19 protein-coding genes and 2 tRNA genes are annotated in these 19,555 nt (G+C 43.1%); 7 read left to right on the top strand and 14 right to left on the bottom strand.

Annotated features, from left to right (window positions below):
* The first annotated feature begins 11 nt into the window (after positions 1-11).
* Entirely contained in the window at positions 12-1,424 is a 1,413-nt protein-coding gene (locus MF4642_RS05325; RefSeq protein WP_078425535.1) for an NAD(P)/FAD-dependent oxidoreductase, read from the top strand.
* Between the two features lie 72 nt (positions 1,425-1,496).
* Here MF4642_RS05325 and MF4642_RS05320 read toward each other — a convergent pair whose 3' ends face one another.
* Positions 1,497-2,396: a DMT family transporter gene (locus MF4642_RS05320; protein ID WP_078425534.1), complete on the bottom strand. Its 900-nt coding sequence runs from the start codon at positions 2,394-2,396 to the stop codon at positions 1,497-1,499.
* 91 nt (positions 2,397-2,487) lie between these two features.
* On the opposite strand from MF4642_RS05320, the gene MF4642_RS05315 reads away from it, so the two are divergent.
* Positions 2,488-3,036: a helix-turn-helix domain-containing protein gene (locus tag MF4642_RS05315; RefSeq protein WP_078425533.1), complete on the top strand. Its 549-nt coding sequence runs from the start codon at positions 2,488-2,490 to the stop codon at positions 3,034-3,036.
* Positions 3,037-3,108: 72 nt separating this feature from the next.
* Here the strand turns inward: MF4642_RS05315 and hisA are convergent, their stop codons facing one another.
* The 5 genes from hisA to hisB all read right to left on the bottom strand — a co-directional run bounded on the left by hisA (position 3,109) and on the right by hisB (position 6,644).
* The gene (gene hisA, locus MF4642_RS05310; RefSeq protein WP_004691558.1) at positions 3,109-3,840 is read right to left on the bottom strand and encodes a 1-(5-phosphoribosyl)-5-[(5-phosphoribosylamino)methylideneamino]imidazole-4-carboxamide isomerase; all 732 of its coding nucleotides are present in this window, start codon (positions 3,838-3,840) and stop codon (positions 3,109-3,111) included.
* Positions 3,841-3,919: 79 nt separating this feature from the next.
* Complete coding sequence (locus tag MF4642_RS05305) at positions 3,920-4,588, bottom strand: 3'-5' exonuclease (protein ID WP_078425532.1); 669 nt, start codon at positions 4,586-4,588, stop codon at positions 3,920-3,922.
* 92 nt (positions 4,589-4,680) lie between these two features.
* Complete coding sequence (locus tag MF4642_RS05300) at positions 4,681-5,145, bottom strand: DUF805 domain-containing protein (RefSeq protein ID WP_078389530.1); 465 nt, start codon at positions 5,143-5,145, stop codon at positions 4,681-4,683.
* A 288-nt stretch (positions 5,146-5,433) separates the two neighbouring features.
* Complete coding sequence (gene hisH, locus MF4642_RS05295; RefSeq protein ID WP_004691555.1) at positions 5,434-6,051, bottom strand: imidazole glycerol phosphate synthase subunit HisH; 618 nt, start codon at positions 6,049-6,051, stop codon at positions 5,434-5,436.
* Positions 6,051-6,644, bottom strand: coding sequence for an imidazoleglycerol-phosphate dehydratase HisB (gene hisB, locus MF4642_RS05290; RefSeq protein WP_004691554.1), 594 nt, complete (start codon positions 6,642-6,644; stop codon positions 6,051-6,053). The genes hisH and hisB overlap by 1 nt, the downstream gene beginning before the upstream one ends.
* A 92-nt stretch (positions 6,645-6,736) precedes the next feature.
* Between hisB and MF4642_RS05285 the strand changes: the two genes are divergently transcribed.
* The 4 genes from MF4642_RS05285 (at position 6,737) to MF4642_RS05270 (ending at position 8,483) form a co-directional block, all read left to right on the top strand.
* Complete coding sequence (locus MF4642_RS05285; RefSeq protein ID WP_004691552.1) at positions 6,737-7,114, top strand: GNAT family N-acetyltransferase; 378 nt, start codon at positions 6,737-6,739, stop codon at positions 7,112-7,114.
* Between the two features lie 186 nt (positions 7,115-7,300).
* Positions 7,301-7,376 (top strand) — tRNA-Phe (locus MF4642_RS05280).
* Between the two features lie 136 nt (positions 7,377-7,512).
* Positions 7,513-7,588, top strand: a tRNA-Phe gene (locus tag MF4642_RS05275).
* 142 nt (positions 7,589-7,730) lie between these two features.
* Positions 7,731-8,483 carry a class I SAM-dependent methyltransferase gene (locus MF4642_RS05270; protein ID WP_078425531.1) on the top strand — a complete coding sequence of 251 codons (753 nt, stop codon included), beginning with the start codon at positions 7,731-7,733 and terminating at the stop codon, positions 8,481-8,483.
* Between the two features lie 10 nt (positions 8,484-8,493).
* Here MF4642_RS05270 and MF4642_RS05265 read toward each other — a convergent pair whose 3' ends face one another.
* The 4 genes from MF4642_RS05265 to ompR all read right to left on the bottom strand — a co-directional run bounded on the left by MF4642_RS05265 (position 8,494) and on the right by ompR (position 13,231).
* Positions 8,494-8,913, bottom strand: coding sequence for a GNAT family acetyltransferase (locus MF4642_RS05265; protein WP_004691549.1), 420 nt, complete (start codon positions 8,911-8,913; stop codon positions 8,494-8,496).
* Between the two features lie 128 nt (positions 8,914-9,041).
* Positions 9,042-10,559, bottom strand: coding sequence for an acetyl-CoA hydrolase/transferase family protein (locus tag MF4642_RS05260; protein WP_078425530.1), 1,518 nt, complete (start codon positions 10,557-10,559; stop codon positions 9,042-9,044).
* A 206-nt stretch (positions 10,560-10,765) separates the two neighbouring features.
* On the bottom strand, positions 10,766-12,226 hold the full coding sequence (locus tag MF4642_RS05255) for an ATP-binding protein (RefSeq protein WP_078425529.1): 1,461 nt from the start codon (positions 12,224-12,226) through the stop codon (positions 10,766-10,768).
* A 240-nt stretch (positions 12,227-12,466) separates the two neighbouring features.
* On the bottom strand, positions 12,467-13,231 hold the full coding sequence (ompR, locus tag MF4642_RS05250; protein WP_004691545.1) for a two-component system response regulator OmpR: 765 nt from the start codon (positions 13,229-13,231) through the stop codon (positions 12,467-12,469).
* Positions 13,232-13,567: 336 nt separating this feature from the next.
* On the opposite strand from ompR, the gene MF4642_RS05245 reads away from it, so the two are divergent.
* The gene (locus MF4642_RS05245; protein WP_078425528.1) at positions 13,568-15,919 is read left to right on the top strand and encodes a Tex family protein; all 2,352 of its coding nucleotides are present in this window, start codon (positions 13,568-13,570) and stop codon (positions 15,917-15,919) included.
* Between the two features lie 56 nt (positions 15,920-15,975).
* Here the strand turns inward: MF4642_RS05245 and MF4642_RS05240 are convergent, their stop codons facing one another.
* From MF4642_RS05240 to MF4642_RS05225, 4 genes are all read right to left on the bottom strand, one after another.
* On the bottom strand, positions 15,976-16,293 hold the full coding sequence (locus tag MF4642_RS05240; protein ID WP_078425527.1) for a hypothetical protein: 318 nt from the start codon (positions 16,291-16,293) through the stop codon (positions 15,976-15,978).
* 95 nt (positions 16,294-16,388) lie between these two features.
* Complete coding sequence (locus MF4642_RS05235; protein WP_078425526.1) at positions 16,389-16,712, bottom strand: hypothetical protein; 324 nt, start codon at positions 16,710-16,712, stop codon at positions 16,389-16,391.
* A gap of 131 nt (positions 16,713-16,843) precedes the next feature.
* A complete protein-coding gene (locus tag MF4642_RS05230; protein ID WP_238893368.1) occupies positions 16,844-17,719 on the bottom strand; it encodes an SDR family NAD(P)-dependent oxidoreductase in 876 nt (291 codons plus the stop codon).
* Positions 17,720-18,039: 320 nt separating this feature from the next.
* Entirely contained in the window at positions 18,040-19,317 is a 1,278-nt protein-coding gene (locus MF4642_RS05225; RefSeq protein ID WP_078425525.1) for an O-acetylhomoserine aminocarboxypropyltransferase/cysteine synthase family protein, read from the bottom strand.
* Between the last annotated feature and the right edge of the window lie 238 nt (positions 19,318-19,555).

The raw sequence follows: 19,555 nt of genomic DNA, 5'->3' as shown, positions 1-19,555 counted from the left end.
GTGTGAATGAAATGAATATGAATAAACCGACATTTTTAGATGACGTTGAATACAAAGCCTGTTCTGCGGCACAAAGTGGTAAAGAGTGGAATTGGTTGAACCCGCAGTGTGGTGCGTTTAGTCATCCAGCCAATTACTATGAAAGTTCAATGCATGTATGGCATGAGTTTGAGCCTTTAAATGCGGATATTGAATGTGACGTGGTCGTGATAGGCGGTGGCTTACTGGGAGCATCGGCTGCACTGCATTTTTCGGAGCAGGGTGTCGATACGGTCTTGGTTGAAAAAAACCGAGTGGGCAGTGCTGCCTCAGGGCGTAATGGTGGGCAACTCACCCCGGGGTTGGCACGTTGGGAAGCCGAAACCATGATTGAGCACTTCAGCTTTGAAGAGGCTAAAAAGTTATGGCACTTTACCTCAACGGAAGCCATGACTTTGATAGATGACATTACTGAAAAATATGACTTAGATGTGCAACGTAAACATGGACACTTGACGGCTGCGGTACACTCTGGACATTTAGATGCACTGCGTGAAGGTATGCAGGCGCGTCACTATTTAGATGAAAAAAATACCTCAATGTTGACCCAAGATGAATTACGTGAGCATGTGCAATCCGACAACTATTTTGGAGGTCAGTTGGATCAGCTCGGGGGACATATTCATCCTTTAGCCTTGACGCGTGGTTTGGCTTATGGCTTTTGCCAAAACGGTGGCACGATTTATGAACAGACGGAAGTACAGTCAATTCAGGAGCGTACAGATGGTATTTATGTGACCACAGAGCAAGGGGTAATTAAAGCACGTAAAAGTGTGGTGATGGGTGTACACCATGCCTCATTTAAACTCTTAGAAGAACGCAATCAAACCACCATTCCTTTTTATACTTATGTGTGTACCACTGCGCCTTTAGCATTGGATTTGAAAGAACTGCTGCCGACGGATCTGCCAGTATACGATACCCAGTTTCAAATTGACTACTACCGCGGGGTTTCTAAAAATCGATTGTTATTTGGCGGTGAAGGCACGGGTTCGTGTTGGAGTCCTGAACAAACGCATGACTATTTGCTAGGGCGTATTCAACACGTATTTCCTCAGTTAGAGCAAGTCCAGCTTGATTTTGTGTGGAGTGGCACGACAGATTTAACCGTTAATGGCGCCGCGGATAGTCGCAAATTTGGCAGCCAATACCCAATCTATGCTGTTCAGGGGTGGAGTGGACATGGTGTTGCGCAAACGGTGCGTATTGGTAAAGCCATTGCCGATGATTTCTGCGGTGAAAGTGATGACTTTAATATGTTGACCCGTATTCAACATCAGAACATTCCTTTTGGTCGTGCACTGGCGCCGTTGGTCATTCCAATAGCCAAAAGCATGTATGGAATTGGAGCAATGATTAATCCGGGCAAGATGGTGTCATTCTAACCACCTGACCATACTGCTGAATTGGGGGCTATTGATCACTCGATTCAGCAGTTTTTTCGTTTCGGAGATAGGCTAAAGTTGTTCGAGGTTCTTTTTCGACTTCAGCAGTTTCGGTTTCCATTCACTAATCATAATGCCAAACACCACCAAAAGCCCACCCAACAAAGCCAGTGGTGCTAAGCGTTCTCCTGCAAGACGCCCAAACAGTGCCGCCCATACAGGCTCTCCTGCATAAATAATTGCCGCTTGAGATGGATTGACTGAGCGCTGTGCCCAATTCATTACATATTGAATCACGGCACTGGCAAGACCCAAGCCGAGTGCGATACTCAGTAAAGGCCATGAAAAGTCTGGAATGTGGTGTTCACCTGCCAATGGCATGGCTGCAAAGGCGAGCACAGAGGCAACTGCCAGTTGAATCACCGTCACTCGACCAAGATCGACTGTTGGAGCAAAATAGCCAATCAGAATGATTTCCATTGCTATAGCGATTGCACCAAGTAGGGTTAAGGTCTGGCCAAAATTCAGTGAAATTGAATTCAGGCTATTGCCTGTAAGTAAGACTAAGCCCATAAATGCACAGAGCGCACCAATCCAAATCATAAAATGGGGCACTTTACGAAAGATCAGCCACAACAATACAGGTACCAAAGGCACATACAGTGCAGTTAAAAAGGCAGATTCACTGCTACTGACTGTTTGTAGTCCGACCGTTTGTGTGCCATAGCCAATAGTGACCATACAGCCAATGAGTGCACCTGCCCATAAGTCCTGTCGGGTGATGTGTTTTAAATGTTGATAGGAAAAAAAGCCAATAATCGTCGCGGCGCAGGCGAAACGACAACCCACAAAGAACATGGGGGAGCTGAAATTTAAGGCATATTTCACGGCCAAGAAGGTACCGCCCCAAATAAAGGTAATTAGAATCAGTGCAATGACAGGCGCTTTAGAACCGAGCTGAGTATTCAACATAAAAGAACTGGTGTGCAATATATTGCACATAGCTTGTCATGCTTTGTTTTTGTGTGCAATATATTGCTCCATATTTTTTTGATTTAACTTTATGAACTCTCCTGCGGTACTACAACACGTCAGTCAAAATGTGCGTCATTATCGAAGCTTAAAAGGCCTGAGCCAGCAACAATTGGCGGATTTGGCTGGTTTAAGCCGGCGCATGGTGGCTGGGGTTGAATCAGGACAGGACAATATTAGTTTGGCGAAACTCAGCTTGATTGCCGATGTGCTTGAGGTCGATTTTGTACAGATCATTGCTGCGCCTGAACAGCAAGGTCAAGCGGTCGTCAACGTTCTGGCTTGGCAGGGTACACAAGCACACAGTGAAGCAAAATTAATGGCCTCGGCGGCAGCAACACAAAAAGTTGAACTGTGGACATGGGTACTTGCCCCAAATGAGCACTATAGTGCAGAACCTGACCCAGTCGGTTGGCGTGAGATGCTCTATGTGATGGAGGGGGAGTTAACTTTGGATTTGGCGGGTGACATGAAAGTCTTAGGTGTAGGTGAGTCGATTGTGTTTTCGAGTGCCATCGAATACCAATATATCAACCGTGGAACTGTACCGTTAAAGTTTATTCGTAATGCAATTTATTAAGAAGCAGATCTTAAAAACTGATATTTAGCGCATAAAAAAGAGGTCAAAAGACCTCTTTTTTAAATTCTACAATTAGAGCGATTGTTCATCTAACAGCAATTGTGCTTCACGTAGGTTTAAACTGCCTTCATAAATCGCACGACCAGTAATTGCACCCAAAATACCCGGTTGACCTTTGAGGTTACGTACGTCATCAAGGTTGGTCACACCACCTGATGCAATCACAGGTAGACCAGAGTATTGCGCCAGTTGAACAGTTTGCTCAACATTGACCCCTTGCATCATCCCGTCACGTGCAATGTCAGTATAGACAATGCTCGATACGCCCGCATCGGCAAAACGTTTGGCCAAATCGGTTGCTTTCACATCGGTCACATTGGCCCAGCCATCGGTGGCCACCATGCCATTCATGGCATCGATACCGACAATGATATGACCTGCAAATTTCTTACATGCTTCTTCTACAAACTCAGGATCTTGAACAGCTTTGGTGCCAATAATGACAAAAGACACACCCGCTTCTAAGTAGTGTTCAATGGTTTCTAGTGAACGAATACCGCCGCCAATTTGAATTGGCAGTTCAGGTTGTGCGCGAGCAATGGCTTCAACCACAGGTTTATGAATTGGCGTACCAGCGAAAGCACCATTTAAATCGACCAAATGTAAGCGACGCGCGCCTTCATTTACCCAGTGCTGTGCAGTTGCAACAGGATCATCAGAAAAAACCGTATCGTCTTCCATACGACCTTGTTTTAAACGAACACATTTGCCATCTTTCAGGTCAATTGCAGGGATGATCAGCATGCTTTCGCTCCTAGCCAAATCTTAAATAAAATCAATGTCCGTCATCTTAGCAAAGTATTGGCAATTTTCTAAGCATCTGTTACAGCTTTTCATGACGACAAGGTTTTGTTGTTTTTTCTAATTCTTTGGAAATATCTTTTGGGAGTCGCTCTAAACGCCGCAATTCTTCAAAAACCAACAGCGCCGCATAGGCATCCGCAGCGGCATAGTCAACTTGTTCAGGCGTGAGTATTTTCCTCGCCCAATTTGAAGTGCTGACTTTTTTGCTTTTGGGGAAGTTGAGTTGAAACAGCAGGGCGATGGCATTTTTAATGCCGACAGGGTTGGTCAAACCAAAGCTGGCAAAGCATTTTGACAGCTCAACCACACCCTTGAGTTCAAAACCCTTTTTGCGGAATAGATGGGCATCATTTTTTAAACCAAAGCCCACTTTGAGCTGGTCTGGATTCGCCAAAAATGGTGCAAGGAAGCTCCAAATGGGTGGACTCATTTGAAACAAATAAGCCTGCTCGACGCTGGCCAGTTGAATGAGATGCGGACCCGTGGAGACTTCTCCCACTTGAAAGGTCGGTTTGGACTCGCTGTCAAAACCGAAGATGGAAACCTGTTCTAGTTCAGCGCGGATTGCTTCACACTGTTCTAAGTTTTGAATGACATGAATTGCTTGTTTTGGCAAATTTTGAAAACGAGGAAATTTTTGAATTTCGACTTTGCTGGGAAGGATGTGTTGAAAAGAAGAATCCATCATGCTTTGACTATGCCACTGTTGCTTAAGCCTAAAGCTTTTGCGTTGATTTAGCAAAACAGCCGACCTAGGCAGGCTGTTTTGCACAGGTGATTTTAGGACATAAAACCAGCCGCAATACCGCCGATAATCGCTAAAACGAAAATCACGATGTAAATCCATGCCAAAACGGCTTCCCAGCCTGCCGTTGGGCGTGGTGAGCCATAGCTGTTGCTACGATCATCGCCTGGTGCGAAAATCAGGTAAAGCATTAGGATCACGTTGGCAAGAGGCACCAGCATCAACAGTGATAACCATCCCGTATGGTTGCGGTCATGTAGGCGACGAATAGTAAATACAAACGTGAAGTACATCAGCGCAACATAGATCAGGACGATAAAAATCATGCCGCCACCGAAGTTGCCTGTTTCCAAGTTCACAAATGTATTAGGAAAGATGGCGATGAAAATACCAAGAATAATTGACGCTACAATGGCAAGTAGACAGTTCCATGCTAGGTATGAAAAACGTCCGAAACGACCTGCGGCATTCAGCGCAGATTCTTGTGCATATTGAGTCATAGTGACTTACCTTATCGTTGTAAATTAAGTTTTTTATAAATAAAAATGTCTAAAAAGCAGGCAAATCATAATCAAATTTGGTGCCAATGAAAAGGCATCGTAGTCATCTTGAGTACACTAGTTTGCTGTAAAGCAAAGATTTTATATCTTCAGATGTATAGGAGTGAGGCACACGCCTCATTTATTTAAGCTGTTTATGATTTATTTTGAGTCTAGGTGCATCAATTTTGGATAAACAAAAGCTCAACCGAAGTTGAGCTTTTTCAATCAAACAGAGGCTGGAATAAATTAAATTTTCCATTCCACAAAGTTTTTCAGCAGTTGTAAACCTGCGGTATGACTTTTTTCAGGGTGGAACTGGGTCGCAAACAAATTTTCTTGATGAATGGCTGTGCAGAACTCTAAACCGTAGTCACAGGTCGCCGCCACAATGCCAGAGTTCTTCGGTTCAACATAAAAGCTGTGCACGAAGTAAAAACGTGCATCTTGCTCAATGTCTTTCCACATTGGATGACTCGGATCGGCTTGATGAACTTGGTTCCAACCCATATGGGGTACTTTCAAGCCGTCTACATCAGGAAAGCGTTTCACACTGCCTTCAAAAATACCGAGAGCATCGACTCCGCCATTTTCTTCAGAGCGTTGCATCAGCGCTTGCATACCCACACAAATCGCTAATACGGGCTTATTAAATGCCGCATGACGAACGACTTCATCAATCCCTGCTTCATGCATGCCTTGCATACAGTCACGCATAGCGCCTACGCCGGGGAACACAATTTTATCAGCTTGAGCCACTAACTTGGGATCATTGGTTACATCGACTGTTGCACCAACATGCTCAAGCGCTTTTGCGGCTGAGTGTAGGTTACCCATACCATAGTCAAGAAGGGCAATACGGGTCATTACAAACTACCTTTGGTTGAAGCAATGGTGTTGGTTGCACGTGGGTCAATTTCACAGGCCATACGAAGTGCACGCGCAAACGCTTTGAACACACTTTCAATTTGGTGGTGGCTATTTTTACCTTTGAGGTTGTCAATGTGTACTGTCATGAGTGCATGGTTCACAAAGCCTTGGAAAAACTCAGAGAATAGATCCACATCAAAACGACCAATCATGGCGCGGGTAAATGGAATATCCATAAACAAACCCGGACGGCCTGATAAGTCCACGACAGCACGGCTTAAAGATTCATCTAACGGTGCATAAAAATGACCATAACGACGTAAACCTTTTTTGTCACCTAAAGCTTTGGCAAAAGCCTGTCCAAGCGTGATACCACAGTCTTCAACCGTGTGGTGATCATCAATTTCCAAGTCACCATCACATTCAATATCAATATCAAATAAGCCATGTCGCTTGATTTGATCAATCATATGATCTAAAAAGGGAATACCTGTGTTGAGCGTGCCTTGACCCGTACCATCGAGGTTTACACGAACTCGAATTTTGGTTTCGTTGGTATTTCTTACCACTTCACTGATACGTTCTGTCATAGACACGTTCCTCAAAGACGTCAAATAATTGATGTAAAATGTTTCGCCGTAACGAAGTCACCGCATATTAGATTGCTCAGGAGGGTTTATCAATGCCTATTACCGTACACGCTTATACTTCACTGGAAAAAGAAGAGTTGCGCAGCCAGCTAGAGCGACTGTACGACACCAGTCCTGAATTTGGCGATGGGCATGATGCCGTAGAACAACTTGAGCAAAATCTAGCTCAGTATACCTTACTTTATACCGCAGAATTTAATACTAAAGTCATTGGCGCCATTTGGTGTAGTGGGCAGGGTGAAAATAAAACCTTAGAATACATCGTAGTACATCCTGCTAACCGTGGACGAGGGGTTGCGGAGCGGCTGGTTGAAGAAGTTTGTCGTATGGAAGAAGCCAAAGGTGTCAAAGTGTTCGAGCCGGGTTGTGGTGCGATTCACCGTTGCTTAGAGCACATTGGTAAAATTTAAGCTTTTTTCAAGCAGTTTATACACTGCTTTTTTTCATGGATAGTGATGGTGATGCACTCTAAGTACAAAGAATGACTCAAAAAATGTACGAAGGGTGCTGGGTTTGCTGTAAAAGTAAACACTCAAATGTTTTTTTTGAAAACGGACTTGACGCTGCACGGCTTAAACTGTTTAATACGCGACATCGGCGTGATAGCTCAGTAGGTAGAGCAACGGATTGAAAATCCGTGTGTCCCCAGTTCGATCCTGGGTCTCGCCACCATATTCAAAATCTTATTTAAAGATTTCAATCCCTGATCCCATCAGGGATTTTTTTTGCCTGAAATTTATCCGATCAAATAAAAAAGTGATGATTTTTATTGACTATTCATCCGAGATACGGCTTAATACACGGCATCGGCGTGATAGCTCAGTAGGTAGAGCAACGGATTGAAAATCCGTGTGTCCCCAGTTCGATCCTGGGTCTCGCCACCATATTCAAAAAAGCCTCAAACAATGTTTGGGGCTTTTTTTTGTCCCATGAAAAGTGCGATTGTATAAGATGTTGGACAACATCATGCTTTGGTTAATGGGAAATGTGCTAATTTTGAGTCAAAAAGAAGACTGAGAATGGCTTATGAAAGACCGCTTTTCGTCAGGAAGTCAGCTTTATCAACTCGCACGGCCGAGTTATCCAGCGAATTTGATTCAAGAAATACTCAAGCATGTGGCGACTCCTCAATTTGCATGGGACTGTGGCGCAGGGTCGGGGCAATTGACTCAATTGTTGGCGCCGCATTTTGATGCCGTGGTGGCGACAGATATCAGTGCTCATCAGTTACAACATGCACCTTATTTTGAAAATGTCAGTTATCAAGTTCAGTCTGCAGAGCACACCAGTTTTGCCGAGCAGAGTTTTGATTTAATCACAGTGGCCCAAGCCATTCATTGGTTTGATTTTGATGGTTTTTATGCAGAGGTGCTGCGGACTTTACGACCTGAAGGCATTTTGGCGGTCATTGGCTATGGTTTAATTCAGCTGCAGCAACCTGAGTTACAGGAGTGTATTGAGCGACCTTATTTTAAGACTTTGAAAGGCTATTGGGATGCCGAACGACGTTATATCGACGAGGCCTATCACACCATTCCTTTTCCCTTTGAGGAAATAGCGACGTCTGAATTGTCGATGTCATTTCAATGGTCTGCTGCCCAATTGTTGGATTATTTAAATACATGGTCTGCACTGAAACATTATCGAGCGAAAAATTCAGATGACCCCTTATATGAGTTCAAAGCATTCTTTGCGTTGGATGATCACGTGAACCAAGTTTTTGAGCTTAAATTTCCAATTTTTTTAAGATTGGGTCGTCTACCTGGATCGGCGCATTGAGTGTCTGAGCTTAATCGGCAATCAGACGTTTACCAAAGCACACGACTTCGATTTCCTCATAGCCTAGCTGCTCATAGAAGCTTTGCACGTCGATATTTTCTTTACGTACAAGCAGTTGTAGTTTGGGGCAACCTAACGCAATCAGGCGCTTCTCGAGCTGCTGTATGAGTGCGGTTGCGACCCCATTGCGTTGAAAGTGTGGATGTACCGCCAAATAATTAATCCAGCCGCGATGGCCATCATAACCACCCATCAAGGTGGCGATGAGTTGTTCATCTTTAACCGCCAATAAAAATAAACCATCTTTTTGTGCGGTTTTTCTAAAAATATCAATTTCAGGGTTGTTCCAAGGGCGAGTGAGGTCGCATACCTCCCAAAGTGCAATGACGTCTTCTAAATCTGTTTCGAGATAGGGGCGAATAATGAACATGAGCTTGGCATTTTTATTTTTTGGATGCCTTTAGATTAATTGAGTTTTTTTATTTTGATAAGTGTTTTCTTACACTTTTCAACAGACATAAAAAAACGCCCAAGAGGGCGTTTTTTTTAAACTTCAAATTAAGCTGATTTTGCTTCTGCTTGAACAGGAAGCATGTGGCCTGTTTCTTCAAAGTTAGAATGCCAAGACAACGCTTCACGAAGTAAGTGTGGAGTATGACCACCTTTTGCACATGAACGATCAAAGTAGTCGTTTAATGCATCACGATACAGTGGGTGTGCACAGTTGTCGATAATCGCACGAGCACGTTCACGCGGTGCTAAACCACGAAGATCTGCCAAACCTTGTTCTGTTACCAGGATGTCAACATCGTGTTCAGCATGGTCGATGTGCGACGCAAACGGTACGATTGAAGAGATGTCGCCACCTTTCGCAATTGATTTGGTCACGAAGATTGCCAAGTGCGCATTACGTGCGAAGTCACCTGAACCACCGATACCATTCATCATTTTCGTACCGCAAACGTGAGTTGAGTTTACGTTACCGTAAATATCAAATTCAAGCGCAGTATTGATGCCGATAATACCTAAACGACGAACCAATTCAGGATGGTTTGAGATCTCTTGTGGACGTAAAACCAATTTATCTTTGTACGCTTCAAGGTTGTTAAATACTTTCTCACCATATTTTGCAGAAAGGGTAATTGATGAACCTGAAGCAAACTTCATTTTACCGGCATCGATCAATTCGAAAGTACAGTCTTGTAGGACTTCTGAGTACATGACGAGGTCTTCGAAGTTCGAATCTTTAAGGCCTGTAAGTACAGCATTGGCAATTGAACCAATCCCTGCTTGTAATGGGCCTAAGTTCTTCGGTAGACGCTCTTCAGACACTTCTTTTTCAAAGAATGCGATTAAGTGGTCTGCAATGCCTTGAGTTTCATCATCTGGCGCAGTGACCGTTGATGGAGAGTCGTGCAAGTCGTTGTTGATGACGATACCGACGATTTTTGCAGGATCGATATTGATCGCGTGCGTACCAATACGCTCATCCACTTGAGTCAATGGAATCGGTTGACGTGTCGGACGGTAAGTTGGGATGTAAATATCGTGTAAGCCTTCAAATGCAGGGCTTAAGTTGGTGTTGATTTCAACAATCACTTTTTCTGCGAAAATTGCGAAGCTTGCTGAGTTGCCTACAGATGTTGTTGGAATGATGCCGCCATCTTCAGTAATCGCAACTGCTTCAATAATTGCTACATCGGGTTTTTTCAACTGAAGGTTACGCATTTGCTCAACAGTTTCAGACAAGTGTTGGTCAATGAACATCACTTCGCCATTGTTGATGGCTTTACGTAAAGTGTTGTCCACTTGGAACGGTAAACGACGTGCCAATACACCCGCTTCAGTCAATTGCTTGTCTAGGTCATTACCTAAAGAAGCACCAGTAATTAATGTGATTTTTAAAGGATTTGTGTGCGCACGTTTAACCAATGCCAAAGGTACAGCTTTCGCTTCGCCAGCACGAGTGAAGCCACTCATACCTACAGTCATGCCATCTTCAATAAAAGCAGACGCTTCTTCTGCACTGATGACTTTATCGTGAAGTGAAGCTAAACGGATACGATCTAAAGACATGGTTTACTCTCGTTAATATTCTGGATCTGGCACCGATTGTACCGATCAAGAACGACATTGTGCATACCTGTTAGGCTAAGGTCTAATTTTTTGAAAAAATGTGGGTATAAGGGATTCTGATGATTTGTAAGTGTTTGAAATATATTTGGTAAAATTAAATTGTTGAATAGTTGAACAAAATCGTTTGATCAACTATTGTACAAAGTTTAAAAATGCTCAACCAAGGTTTGCTTTAATTTTTCGAGTGGGTTGTTGCTGGAAATTTCAGCATCTTGATTGTGATGAAGAGGCAGCGAAATAATTGCTTCAAGACCGCCTTGTTCTCGATTATGAATAGTCAGTTGACCTTGGTGAATGTCGACAATGCGCTTCACAATAGCGAGACCTAAACCACTGCCTTGGACTGTTCTGGCTTCATTCCCACGCACAAAAGGTTGCATGAGTTCTTCAATTTGATCGTCAGGAATGCCTTCACCATGGTCTGCTACGCTAATTAAAATATGTTCATTTTCCACTGTTGCGGAAAGTTCAATCGGCTCAGCACCGTAGCGTTTTGAATTATTAATCAAGTTACCAATCAGGCGTTTAAGAGACAGACTACGTGCCTGAATAATCGGTAATTCAGCGGGTTCAAAACGAATATCCAGCGGTTTGAATTGCACCACCAATTCTTGTAACAGCATATTTAAATCGGTGTCTTGGATTTCCTCATCCGAACCATCACGCATATAGGAAATGAACTGATTTAAGATCGCATCCATATCTTCAACGTCATAAATCAGTCCTTCTTTTAAAAAATCATCATCGGGCATCATTTCTGCACTGAGTCGAATACGAGTCAGTGGGGTGCGTAAGTCATGTGAAATCCCTGCCAACATAATCCGGCGGTCACGTTCAGTCTGATCTAGGGTGTAAATCATGTGATTAAACGCTTGGTTGACCTCACGAATTTCTTGGGGGCCGTGATTGGTCTCTAAATACGGCGCTGTGCCTGTTTTACTATAACTGTTGGCAGCATTTTGCAGACGACGCAGCGGGCGATTGAGCTGACGAACCAAGGTTAAAATAATGGCTGCTGCAATAAGGGGTACGCCAAGCAGCCAACCGAAAATTAACTCAGGGCTGTAGTTGGCATAGGTTTTTAGTGGTTCCCGTACCCAGTTGCCGTTCATTTCAGGCGTTTGAATCCAAATGCGCGGGCTAGGTTTAAATTGGAAATATACTGTGGCATGTTCGACTTTTAATTCTTTGGCCAGCTTAGCTTCAATTTGGTTGGTAAAGAACTCGGCGATGACCTTATCTTTAACATTGGGATATTCTTTGGGATCGGTGACGTATTCAATCCCGACGCGGCTTCTTAGCCAGTCATCGACATCGACTTCAGTATTTTGATGATAAATCCGTAAATCGGGGTTGTTGAGAATTTCTATTTCAACAGCAAGATAGCGAGCATGTTGCTGGATTTCTGGAAGATATAGAGTTCGCCAAAAGAACCACAAAGACATAAATAAACTGAAAAATACAATGAAGAGTACCAGTACGGTGGTGCGCATGGCAGCAGAACGCGGCTTGATTTTATCTAAAAAGCGTTCCCAACGCGTGCGTTTCCGTTCTGAATACGCTTCGTAATCTGTAAATTTTTGAGGGTCGATGGGTTCGAGTTTCACGCCAGCTTCCTGTGGAATATTTTTTATCAATATTACTGAAATATACACGGCGGAGTCTTACCGCTTTTATCAGTAATAGAAGGAGCTCATTCTGTTACTTTTTAAAAAGTAACCAAAACTTTTGCCATTCGCTGAACTCGCAATAAAGTTGGCGAGCCTTGAAAGTAAAATTGGCTCAAACAGCAGCGAATGGCTTTTAGGGACAATAAGTTCGGTGAACGTTTACATTATTGGAGCTTATTATTCCGCGCCATCTGGAACGAACACATAACCTACACCCCAAACCGTTTGGATATAACGTGCACGAGCAGGGTTTTCTTCTACAAGACGACGAAGGCGCGATACTTGGACATCAATTGAACGTTCCATTGCACCCCATTCACGGCCACGCGCAAGGTTCATCAATTTGTCGCGAGTCAAAGGCTCACGTGGATGTTGTACTAAGGCTTTGAGTACCGCAAACTCACCTGTAGTTAGGGTCACGACTTGACCTTCACGCGTTAGGGTACGTGTTGATAAATCAAGTGACCATGGTCCAAAGCTGACCACTTCCATTTGTTGGCTTGGTGCACCTGGAACTTCACGCACTTGGCGGCGCAGTACGGCGCGAATACGTGCTAACAACTCATTTGGATTAAATGGTTTCGGTAAATAGTCATCTGCACCCGCTTCTAGACCTGCAATACGGTCTGAGTCACTGCCACGTGCGGTGAGCATAATAATAGGCGTATCGATATTGGATTGGCGTAGACGACGACAGATACTTAAGCCATCTTCAACAGGAAGCATGAAGTCGAGCACAATCAGTGAAAAAAGTTCACGTTGTAAGAGACGATCCATTTGAGTTGCGTCATGCGCTGTTTTTACCACAAAGCCTTTATCTTCTAAAAAGCGTTGAAGTAGCGTACGTAAACGCACATCGTCATCTACCACTAAAATGCGTTCAACGCGATCTGCATCGCTATGTACAGCATCTGTTTTTTCAGCAGGTACAACTAAACTCATTGAAGTGCTCCTTTATTCTTTATTGTCATCGTAAACAAAAGTTGGGATAGCCTTGAGTATACGACTCATTTGTATGTCTTTACTATGCTCTAAAGCAACAAATATTGCAGGTAAAATCAAGACATAGATACCAAATGTATACATCTTAGCCCATAGAAAAAAATGGCAAAGAATACCTAAAAATAAGATTTAACACTGAAAATGAGATGGATTTATGAAATTTGCCTGAAATATGTCACATTTAAGCCATTAAATTAATAAAAACAGTTGTGGATTTTATAGTCTTGGTCTTTATAATCATGGCTTTTAGTACATATCCTTGTGGGATCACATACGATGACTGACTTAGTTCAGCAGTTGGCAAAAGAAATTGCCGTACGTCCAAATCAAATCGAGGCTGCCATCAAGTTGATTGATGAAGGTGCTAGCGTTCCATTTATTGCGCGTTACCGTAAAGAAGTCACGCAAGGCTTAGATGATGCGCAGTTACGTCAGCTCGATACACGTTTGGCTTATTTACGTGACTTATTTGAACGTCGCGACAAGGTAATCGAATCATTAAAAGAACAAGACAAATTGTCTGATGATTTATTGGCACGTGTAAATGCTGCTGAAACTAAAAATGCCTTAGAAGAAATTTACGCACCGTACCGTCCAAAACGGACCAGTAAATCATTTAAAGCCAAAGAAGCAGGCTTAGGCCCGATTGCAGAGAAAATCTTTGCAGAAGCGGTTGATCCAGCTGAAGCATTGGCAGGCTTTAGCCATGAAGATTACCCAGATCTAGAAAGTCAGTTGGATGCGATTCAACATATTCTAATTGATGACTGGGCGCAGAACATTGCACTGACCACTGAACTCAAGGCCATGTTTGCAAAAACAGCCACTTTAAAAAGTTTAGTGGCAAGTGATGAGAAAAAAGAAGTTGGCAAAAAATTCCGCGATTACTTCGACTTTTCTGAAAATTTAAATAAAGTCCCGTCACACCGCTTATTGGCTATGTTACGTGGTCGTCAAGAAAACGTTTTAGGTTTAAAAGTTGATGGCGAAGATGATGCACCATTGGCGCGTATTGAAACAGAATACAGCCTTGAAACTGCACAGCCGCAAGCACGTCAAGATTACTTAAAACAAACAGCTAAATTGTTCTGGTTAGGTAAGGTTCGTCCAAGCATCGAACATTCGTTGCTCACCGAAAAGCGTCTTGCCGCTGAGTCTGAAGCAATGGATGTTTTTGCTGAAAACTTACGTCATTTGTTGTTATCTGCACCTGCGGGCGCACGTACAACCTTAGGTGTGGACCCTGGCATCCGCACAGGGGTGAAATTGGCTGTGGTGAATGCATCAGGTGATGTACTTGCACATAGCACGATTTATCCATTTGCACCCAAAGATGATAAAGCGGGTTCAATTGCAGAACTTGCCCGTTTATGCCGCGAGTTCAATGTTGACCTGATTGCCATTGGCAATGGTACAGCGAGCCGTGAAACAGAAAGCGTTGTGGCTGAAATGATGGCTGCAAACAGTGATTTAAAACTGACCCGTGTTTCTGTATCAGAAGCGGGTGCATCGGTTTATTCAGCATCTGAATTGGCTTCTGCGGAGTTACCAGAGTTAGATGTGTCGATTCGTGGTGCAGTGTCGATTGCACGTCGTTTACAAGACCCATTGGCTGAACTGGTGAAAATCGATCCAAAATCGATTGGTGTAGGTCAGTACCAACATGATGTAAACCAAACGGGTTTAGCGAAAACCCTTGAAGCTGTCGTTGAAGACTGTGTGAACTCAGTGGGTGTGGATGTTAATACTGCATCATCTGCTATCTTGGGTTATATCGCAGGTTTGAATAAGTCGATTGCGCAGCAAATTGTCGATTTTCGTAAAGAAAATGGCCGTTTTGACAACCGCCAAGATTTGAAGAAAGTGCCACGTTTAGGCGAGCGTACTTTTGAACAAGCGGCAGGTTTCTTACGTATTCAAGATGGTTCAGAGCCACTGGATGCTTCTGCTGTTCACCCAGAGTCTTATGCGCTGGTCGGTAAAATTGTTGAAGCGAAAGCGACGACAGTGAAAGATATCATTGGTAACTCTGAAATCATTCGCCAAGTGAATGCTGAAGAATTTGCAGATGAGAAATTTGGTTTACCAACCATTCAAGATGTACTGTCTGAACTGGAAAAACCAGGTCGTGATCCACGTCCAGAGTTCCGTACAGCAAAATTCCGTGAAGACATTACCGAAGTTGCGCAACTGACTGAAGGCATGCAGCTTGAGGGTGTCGTGACCAATGTGACGAACTTCGGTGCTTTTGTGGATGTGGGTGTACACCAAGACGGTTTAGTCCATATTTCAGAGTTGGCCAATGAATTCGTTGCAGATCCGCATAAAGTGGTGAAGCCGGGGCAAATTGTACAAGTTCGTGTACTCACAGTAGATGCTGAGCGTAATCGTGTGAATTTGTCCATGCGTCCGGAAGGTGCTGAAGCGGCTAAAGCTCCGCGTCAACCACGTCGTGAAAATACAGAGCGTAGTGAACGTAAACCACAAGGTAAACGTCCACAACAAACACGTCCTCAAGGTGAGCGTGCTCAAACAAACAAGAAGCCGCAAACGGCTAAACCTCAAGAAAATAAAATTGGTGGTTTAGGTGCATTGTTACTTCAAGCGGGTATTAAAGGTTCGAAATAATCTTTAAGATTTGAATAAAAAAACCTCCCAAGTGGGAGGTTTTTTTATGGTTACTTTTATCCGTTGATGATGGGCACGATCCAACTGGTGATAATCAACATAATGCCAAAGTGCCCAAGCTTTCGGCAAACTTTGACAAAAGTTGGAGCGGGTTGTTCCAGTCGAGTGGCATAATCTTTGAGGCTTATGGCTTGGGTGCTGCGGCAATGCCACAGGAAAACAGCAAGATCGATACAGATTAGAATTGTCCCGACATTGGCCACGATATCCATCATCACATAATCTTGTAAATACAGGCTACTGCCTACTCGGTAGCAGAGATAAATCGCAAAAGCGATACACACATATTGCAGTACGAAAGTAAAAGCGCGCATAAATTCACAAAATAAAAAAAGACGGCTGTTTATAACACAAAAAGTAGAAGGGTCACGTCGTCTTTATCTTTTGTCCACAAAAAAAGGTATGAGTCTTAACTGATTAGGCTTTGTGCAATCAGGCTGGAAAAAATGGAGACTAAACCTATTTTTGAAAAAATATTGCAATACATGCTTGAGGGTTGTGAGGTTGGCTTGTTTTTTGTTTCTAGAGAGTATATTCCGCTCGTCAGTGGGGTAGGCTGTTGCGGTGCGCGTTGGCTCTTAAAGCCAAATTCGAGCAAGATCATCAGCAAACCGCCATGAATCAGCACTTGCCAGATTGAAATATGAGAGAGGGTAAGTTCTGTATATAGATTAAAAGCGGTGGTTGCAGCAAAGATGAAGCAAAAAAGCTTGAATAAATAAAGTGCCTGCATTTCTTTTCCCCTTTTATAATTGCTTTTATGATGAGCTTTTTTTCTTAAGCGAATATTAAGAACTATAAAAGAGTTTCGAAAAATTTAGCTACCCAACCTTTGGTCAAAGGTTGGGTAAATTGTAAGAAAATTTACCAGTGTTCACCTGGGAACAAGCGTGCATACGCTTTTTGTACCCAGTTGAGTTTTTGCTGTTCGCCTACAGACGCGGTAGAACTTGGGAATAAGTTATAACCAATCGACATGAGCTTATTGTTGATGTCTGGTGCAATTGAATAAGTGATTGATGCCAAACGACCTAAGTTAGTTGCCACTTTCTTCGGGCGTTTCACAATCGCATAAGCAACCAGATCTGCTGCTTGTTCAGGCGAAAGAGTCGGAACGTATTTATAAATTTTCGTCGGCGCAATCATTGGCGTACGTACCAAAGGCATATACACCGAAGTAATCGCAATTTTATGTGAATGCACTTCAGCAGAAAGACAGCGACTGAATGCATCTAATGCGGCTTTAGACGCCACATAAGCCGAGAAACGAGTGGCATTTGCCAATACACCAATCGAGCTAATGTTAATAATATGCCCATCACGACGAATCATCATTTGTGGCAGGATGTTCATGACTAAACGTACCGCACCAAAGTAGTTGAGCTGCATGGTGCGTTCAAAGTCGTGGAAGCGTTCGGCTGACTCATGTACAGCACGGCGGATCGAACGACCTGCGTTATTAATTAAAATATCAATATGATCGACTGAAGCTAAAATTTGCTTAGAGACTTCATCAATCGAGTCTAAATCATTTAGGTCACATGGAAAAACAGAGGCTGAACCACCTTTGGCTTCGATTTCTGCTTTAACTTCTTCTAGTGTTTCTTTGGTGCGCGAAACTAAAAGGACGTGTGCTCCTGCATCAGCCAGTTTGTGTGCAACGGTTAAACCAATACCACTTGAAGCGCCTGTAATTAAGACGGTTTTTCCATTTACACGTTCTTTAAAAAGTCTATCCATTCTTGAATTCACGTTATCATTCCTGATCTAAGTCAAATATTTGAGGGTTATGGCTATTTTTATATTCGATTATTAAGGCTACATTTTCTGAGAAATGTAGCGGCTTTCCTTCACGGTATAATACCTAAACTGCTTAAAAATATCACTGCATAAGTTATTGAAATAATAAATAAAATTAGAGTAAAAGCTCTATTTTATTGGTTCTAATTAATTGTTTTTAACATGAATTCAATCAAAGTGAAAGGGCTATAAATATAAAAGACAAGCGTATAAAAAACCTCAATCATGTGATTGAGGTTTTAAGTTTAGCACTCTGTATTTTAGACTTGAGCCAAGGCCTGCTCTAAATCTGCAATCAAATCATCAATATGTTCAATGCCTACAGATAAACGTACCATATCAATACTCACTCCAGCAGACTTTAATTCCGCTTCATTCAGTTGGCGATGTGTGGTGGTGGCGGGGTGGCACGCCAGACTTTTGGCATCGCCAATATTGACCAAGCGAGTGAAGAGTTGCAAAGCATCAATAAAGCGGGTGCCACCTTCACGGCCATCTTGTACCCCAAAGGATAAAATTGCCGAAGGTTTTCCTTTGACATATTTTTGCGCCAAGCCATGCTGAGGGTGATCTTTCAGGCCGGCATAGTTGACCCATTTCACTTTGGGGTGGGCTTGTAAATATTCTGCGACTTTCTGCGCATTTTCAGTATGACGTTCCATACGTAGGTTTAGGGTTTCTAAGCCTTGTAGAATCAAGAACACGCTTAAAGGGCTAATCGCAGCGCCGGTATTACGTAGTGGTACCACGCGGGCACGCGCGATATAAGCTGCTTCGCCTAAAGCTTCGACATAGTTCACGCCATGATAGCTTGGGTCTGGCGTATTCAGCACTTTAAAGCGCTCAGGATACTTGCCCCAAGGAAATTTACCGCTATCGACAATCGCTCCACCAATCGAGTTACCATGCCCGCCAATATATTTGGTCAAGGAATGCACCACAATATCTGCCCCGTATTCAAAGGGTTTCAGCAGCGCAGGAGTTGCGACGGTATTATCGACTACCACAGGCACGCCATATTCATGTGCAATTTTGGCAATCGCTTCTAGGTCAATGATGTTACCGAGTGGATTGCCAATCGATTCAACAAAAACCAACTTGGTTTTTTCATCAATTAAACCGCGTAGGGCTTCTGGATCTTGATAATCAAAGAAACGTACCTCAATGCCTTGTTTCGGTAGAGTGTGGGCAAACAGGTTATAGGTGCCACCGTACAAGGTCGAAACAGAAGCAATGTTGTCCCCTGCTTCGGTAATGGTTTGAATAGCATAAGTAATGGCTGCCATGCCAGAGGCTAAGGCCAACGCGCCAATACCGCCTTCGAGTGCGGCTAAACGTTGTTCTAGCACCGCAGTGGTCGGGTTCATAATTCGGGTATAAATATTACCTTGGACTTTTAGGTCAAATAGATCCGCACCATGTTGCGTATTATCAAAGGCATAAGACGTAGTTTGATAAATCGGTACGGCCACTGCTTTGGTGGTGGCTTCGGGGCTATAACCAGCATGGATAGCCAAAGTTTCATCTTTATAGGTCATGGGACTTCATCTGCGTGAGTTAAATATTGCACAGTCTACCATCAATGAATATGAGTGAAAGTGTGAAAATAATGAATATTTATCTAAAAAATTCATAAAGATGAGCTAAGAATAGCTTCTTGTCTGTGGAAAAGTGAGATAAAGAGTATGTTTAAAAAATAACCGCACTGAAAGTTGTAACATTGCATTGAAGATCGGTTTCATGCCTTATTTTTTCAACGTATTCATCGTATAATGC

It is taken from the genome of Acinetobacter sp. MF4642 (genome assembly GCF_002018925.1).
In the GTDB taxonomy this organism is placed as follows: domain Bacteria; phylum Pseudomonadota; class Gammaproteobacteria; order Pseudomonadales; family Moraxellaceae; genus Acinetobacter; species Acinetobacter johnsonii.
This window is presented reverse-complemented; position numbering and strand designations above follow the sequence as displayed.

What these genes read in the sequence shown, in the direction of transcription:
- MF4642_RS05225 (WP_078425525.1), bottom strand. Translation starts at nt 19,317, where the DNA reads ATGACCTATAAAGATGAAACTTTGGCTATCCATGCTGGTTATAGCCCC.
- hisB (WP_004691554.1), bottom strand. Translation starts at nt 6,644, where the DNA reads ATGACAGAACGTATCAGTGAAGTGGTAAGAAATACCAACGAAACCAAA.
- MF4642_RS05305 (WP_078425532.1), bottom strand. Translation starts at nt 4,588, where the DNA reads ATGATGGATTCTTCTTTTCAACACATCCTTCCCAGCAAAGTCGAAATT.
- ompR (WP_004691545.1), bottom strand. Translation starts at nt 13,231, where the DNA reads ATGAGTTTAGTTGTACCTGCTGAAAAAACAGATGCTGTACATAGCGAT.
- hisH (WP_004691555.1), bottom strand. Translation starts at nt 6,051, where the DNA reads ATGACCCGTATTGCCCTTCTTGACTATGGTATGGGTAACCTACACTCA.
- MF4642_RS05265 (WP_004691549.1), bottom strand. Translation starts at nt 8,913, where the DNA reads ATGTTCATTATTCGCCCCTATCTCGAAACAGATTTAGAAGACGTCATT.
- MF4642_RS05245 (WP_078425528.1), top strand. Translation starts at nt 13,568, where the DNA reads ATGACTGACTTAGTTCAGCAGTTGGCAAAAGAAATTGCCGTACGTCCA.
- MF4642_RS05300 (WP_078389530.1), bottom strand. Translation starts at nt 5,145, where the DNA reads ATGACTCAATATGCACAAGAATCTGCGCTGAATGCCGCAGGTCGTTTC.
- hisA (WP_004691558.1), bottom strand. Translation starts at nt 3,840, where the DNA reads ATGCTGATCATCCCTGCAATTGACCTGAAAGATGGCAAATGTGTTCGT.
- MF4642_RS05325 (WP_078425535.1), top strand. Translation starts at nt 12, where the DNA reads ATGAATATGAATAAACCGACATTTTTAGATGACGTTGAATACAAAGCC.
- MF4642_RS05260 (WP_078425530.1), bottom strand. Translation starts at nt 10,559, where the DNA reads ATGTCTTTAGATCGTATCCGTTTAGCTTCACTTCACGATAAAGTCATC.
- MF4642_RS05285 (WP_004691552.1), top strand. Translation starts at nt 6,737, where the DNA reads ATGCCTATTACCGTACACGCTTATACTTCACTGGAAAAAGAAGAGTTG.
- MF4642_RS05235 (WP_078425526.1), bottom strand. Translation starts at nt 16,712, where the DNA reads ATGCAGGCACTTTATTTATTCAAGCTTTTTTGCTTCATCTTTGCTGCA.
- MF4642_RS05240 (WP_078425527.1), bottom strand. Translation starts at nt 16,293, where the DNA reads ATGCGCGCTTTTACTTTCGTACTGCAATATGTGTGTATCGCTTTTGCG.
- MF4642_RS05230 (WP_238893368.1), bottom strand. Translation starts at nt 17,719, where the DNA reads ATGGATAGACTTTTTAAAGAACGTGTAAATGGAAAAACCGTCTTAATT.
- MF4642_RS05320 (WP_078425534.1), bottom strand. Translation starts at nt 2,396, where the DNA reads ATGTTGAATACTCAGCTCGGTTCTAAAGCGCCTGTCATTGCACTGATT.
- MF4642_RS05270 (WP_078425531.1), top strand. Translation starts at nt 7,731, where the DNA reads ATGAAAGACCGCTTTTCGTCAGGAAGTCAGCTTTATCAACTCGCACGG.
- MF4642_RS05315 (WP_078425533.1), top strand. Translation starts at nt 2,488, where the DNA reads ATGAACTCTCCTGCGGTACTACAACACGTCAGTCAAAATGTGCGTCAT.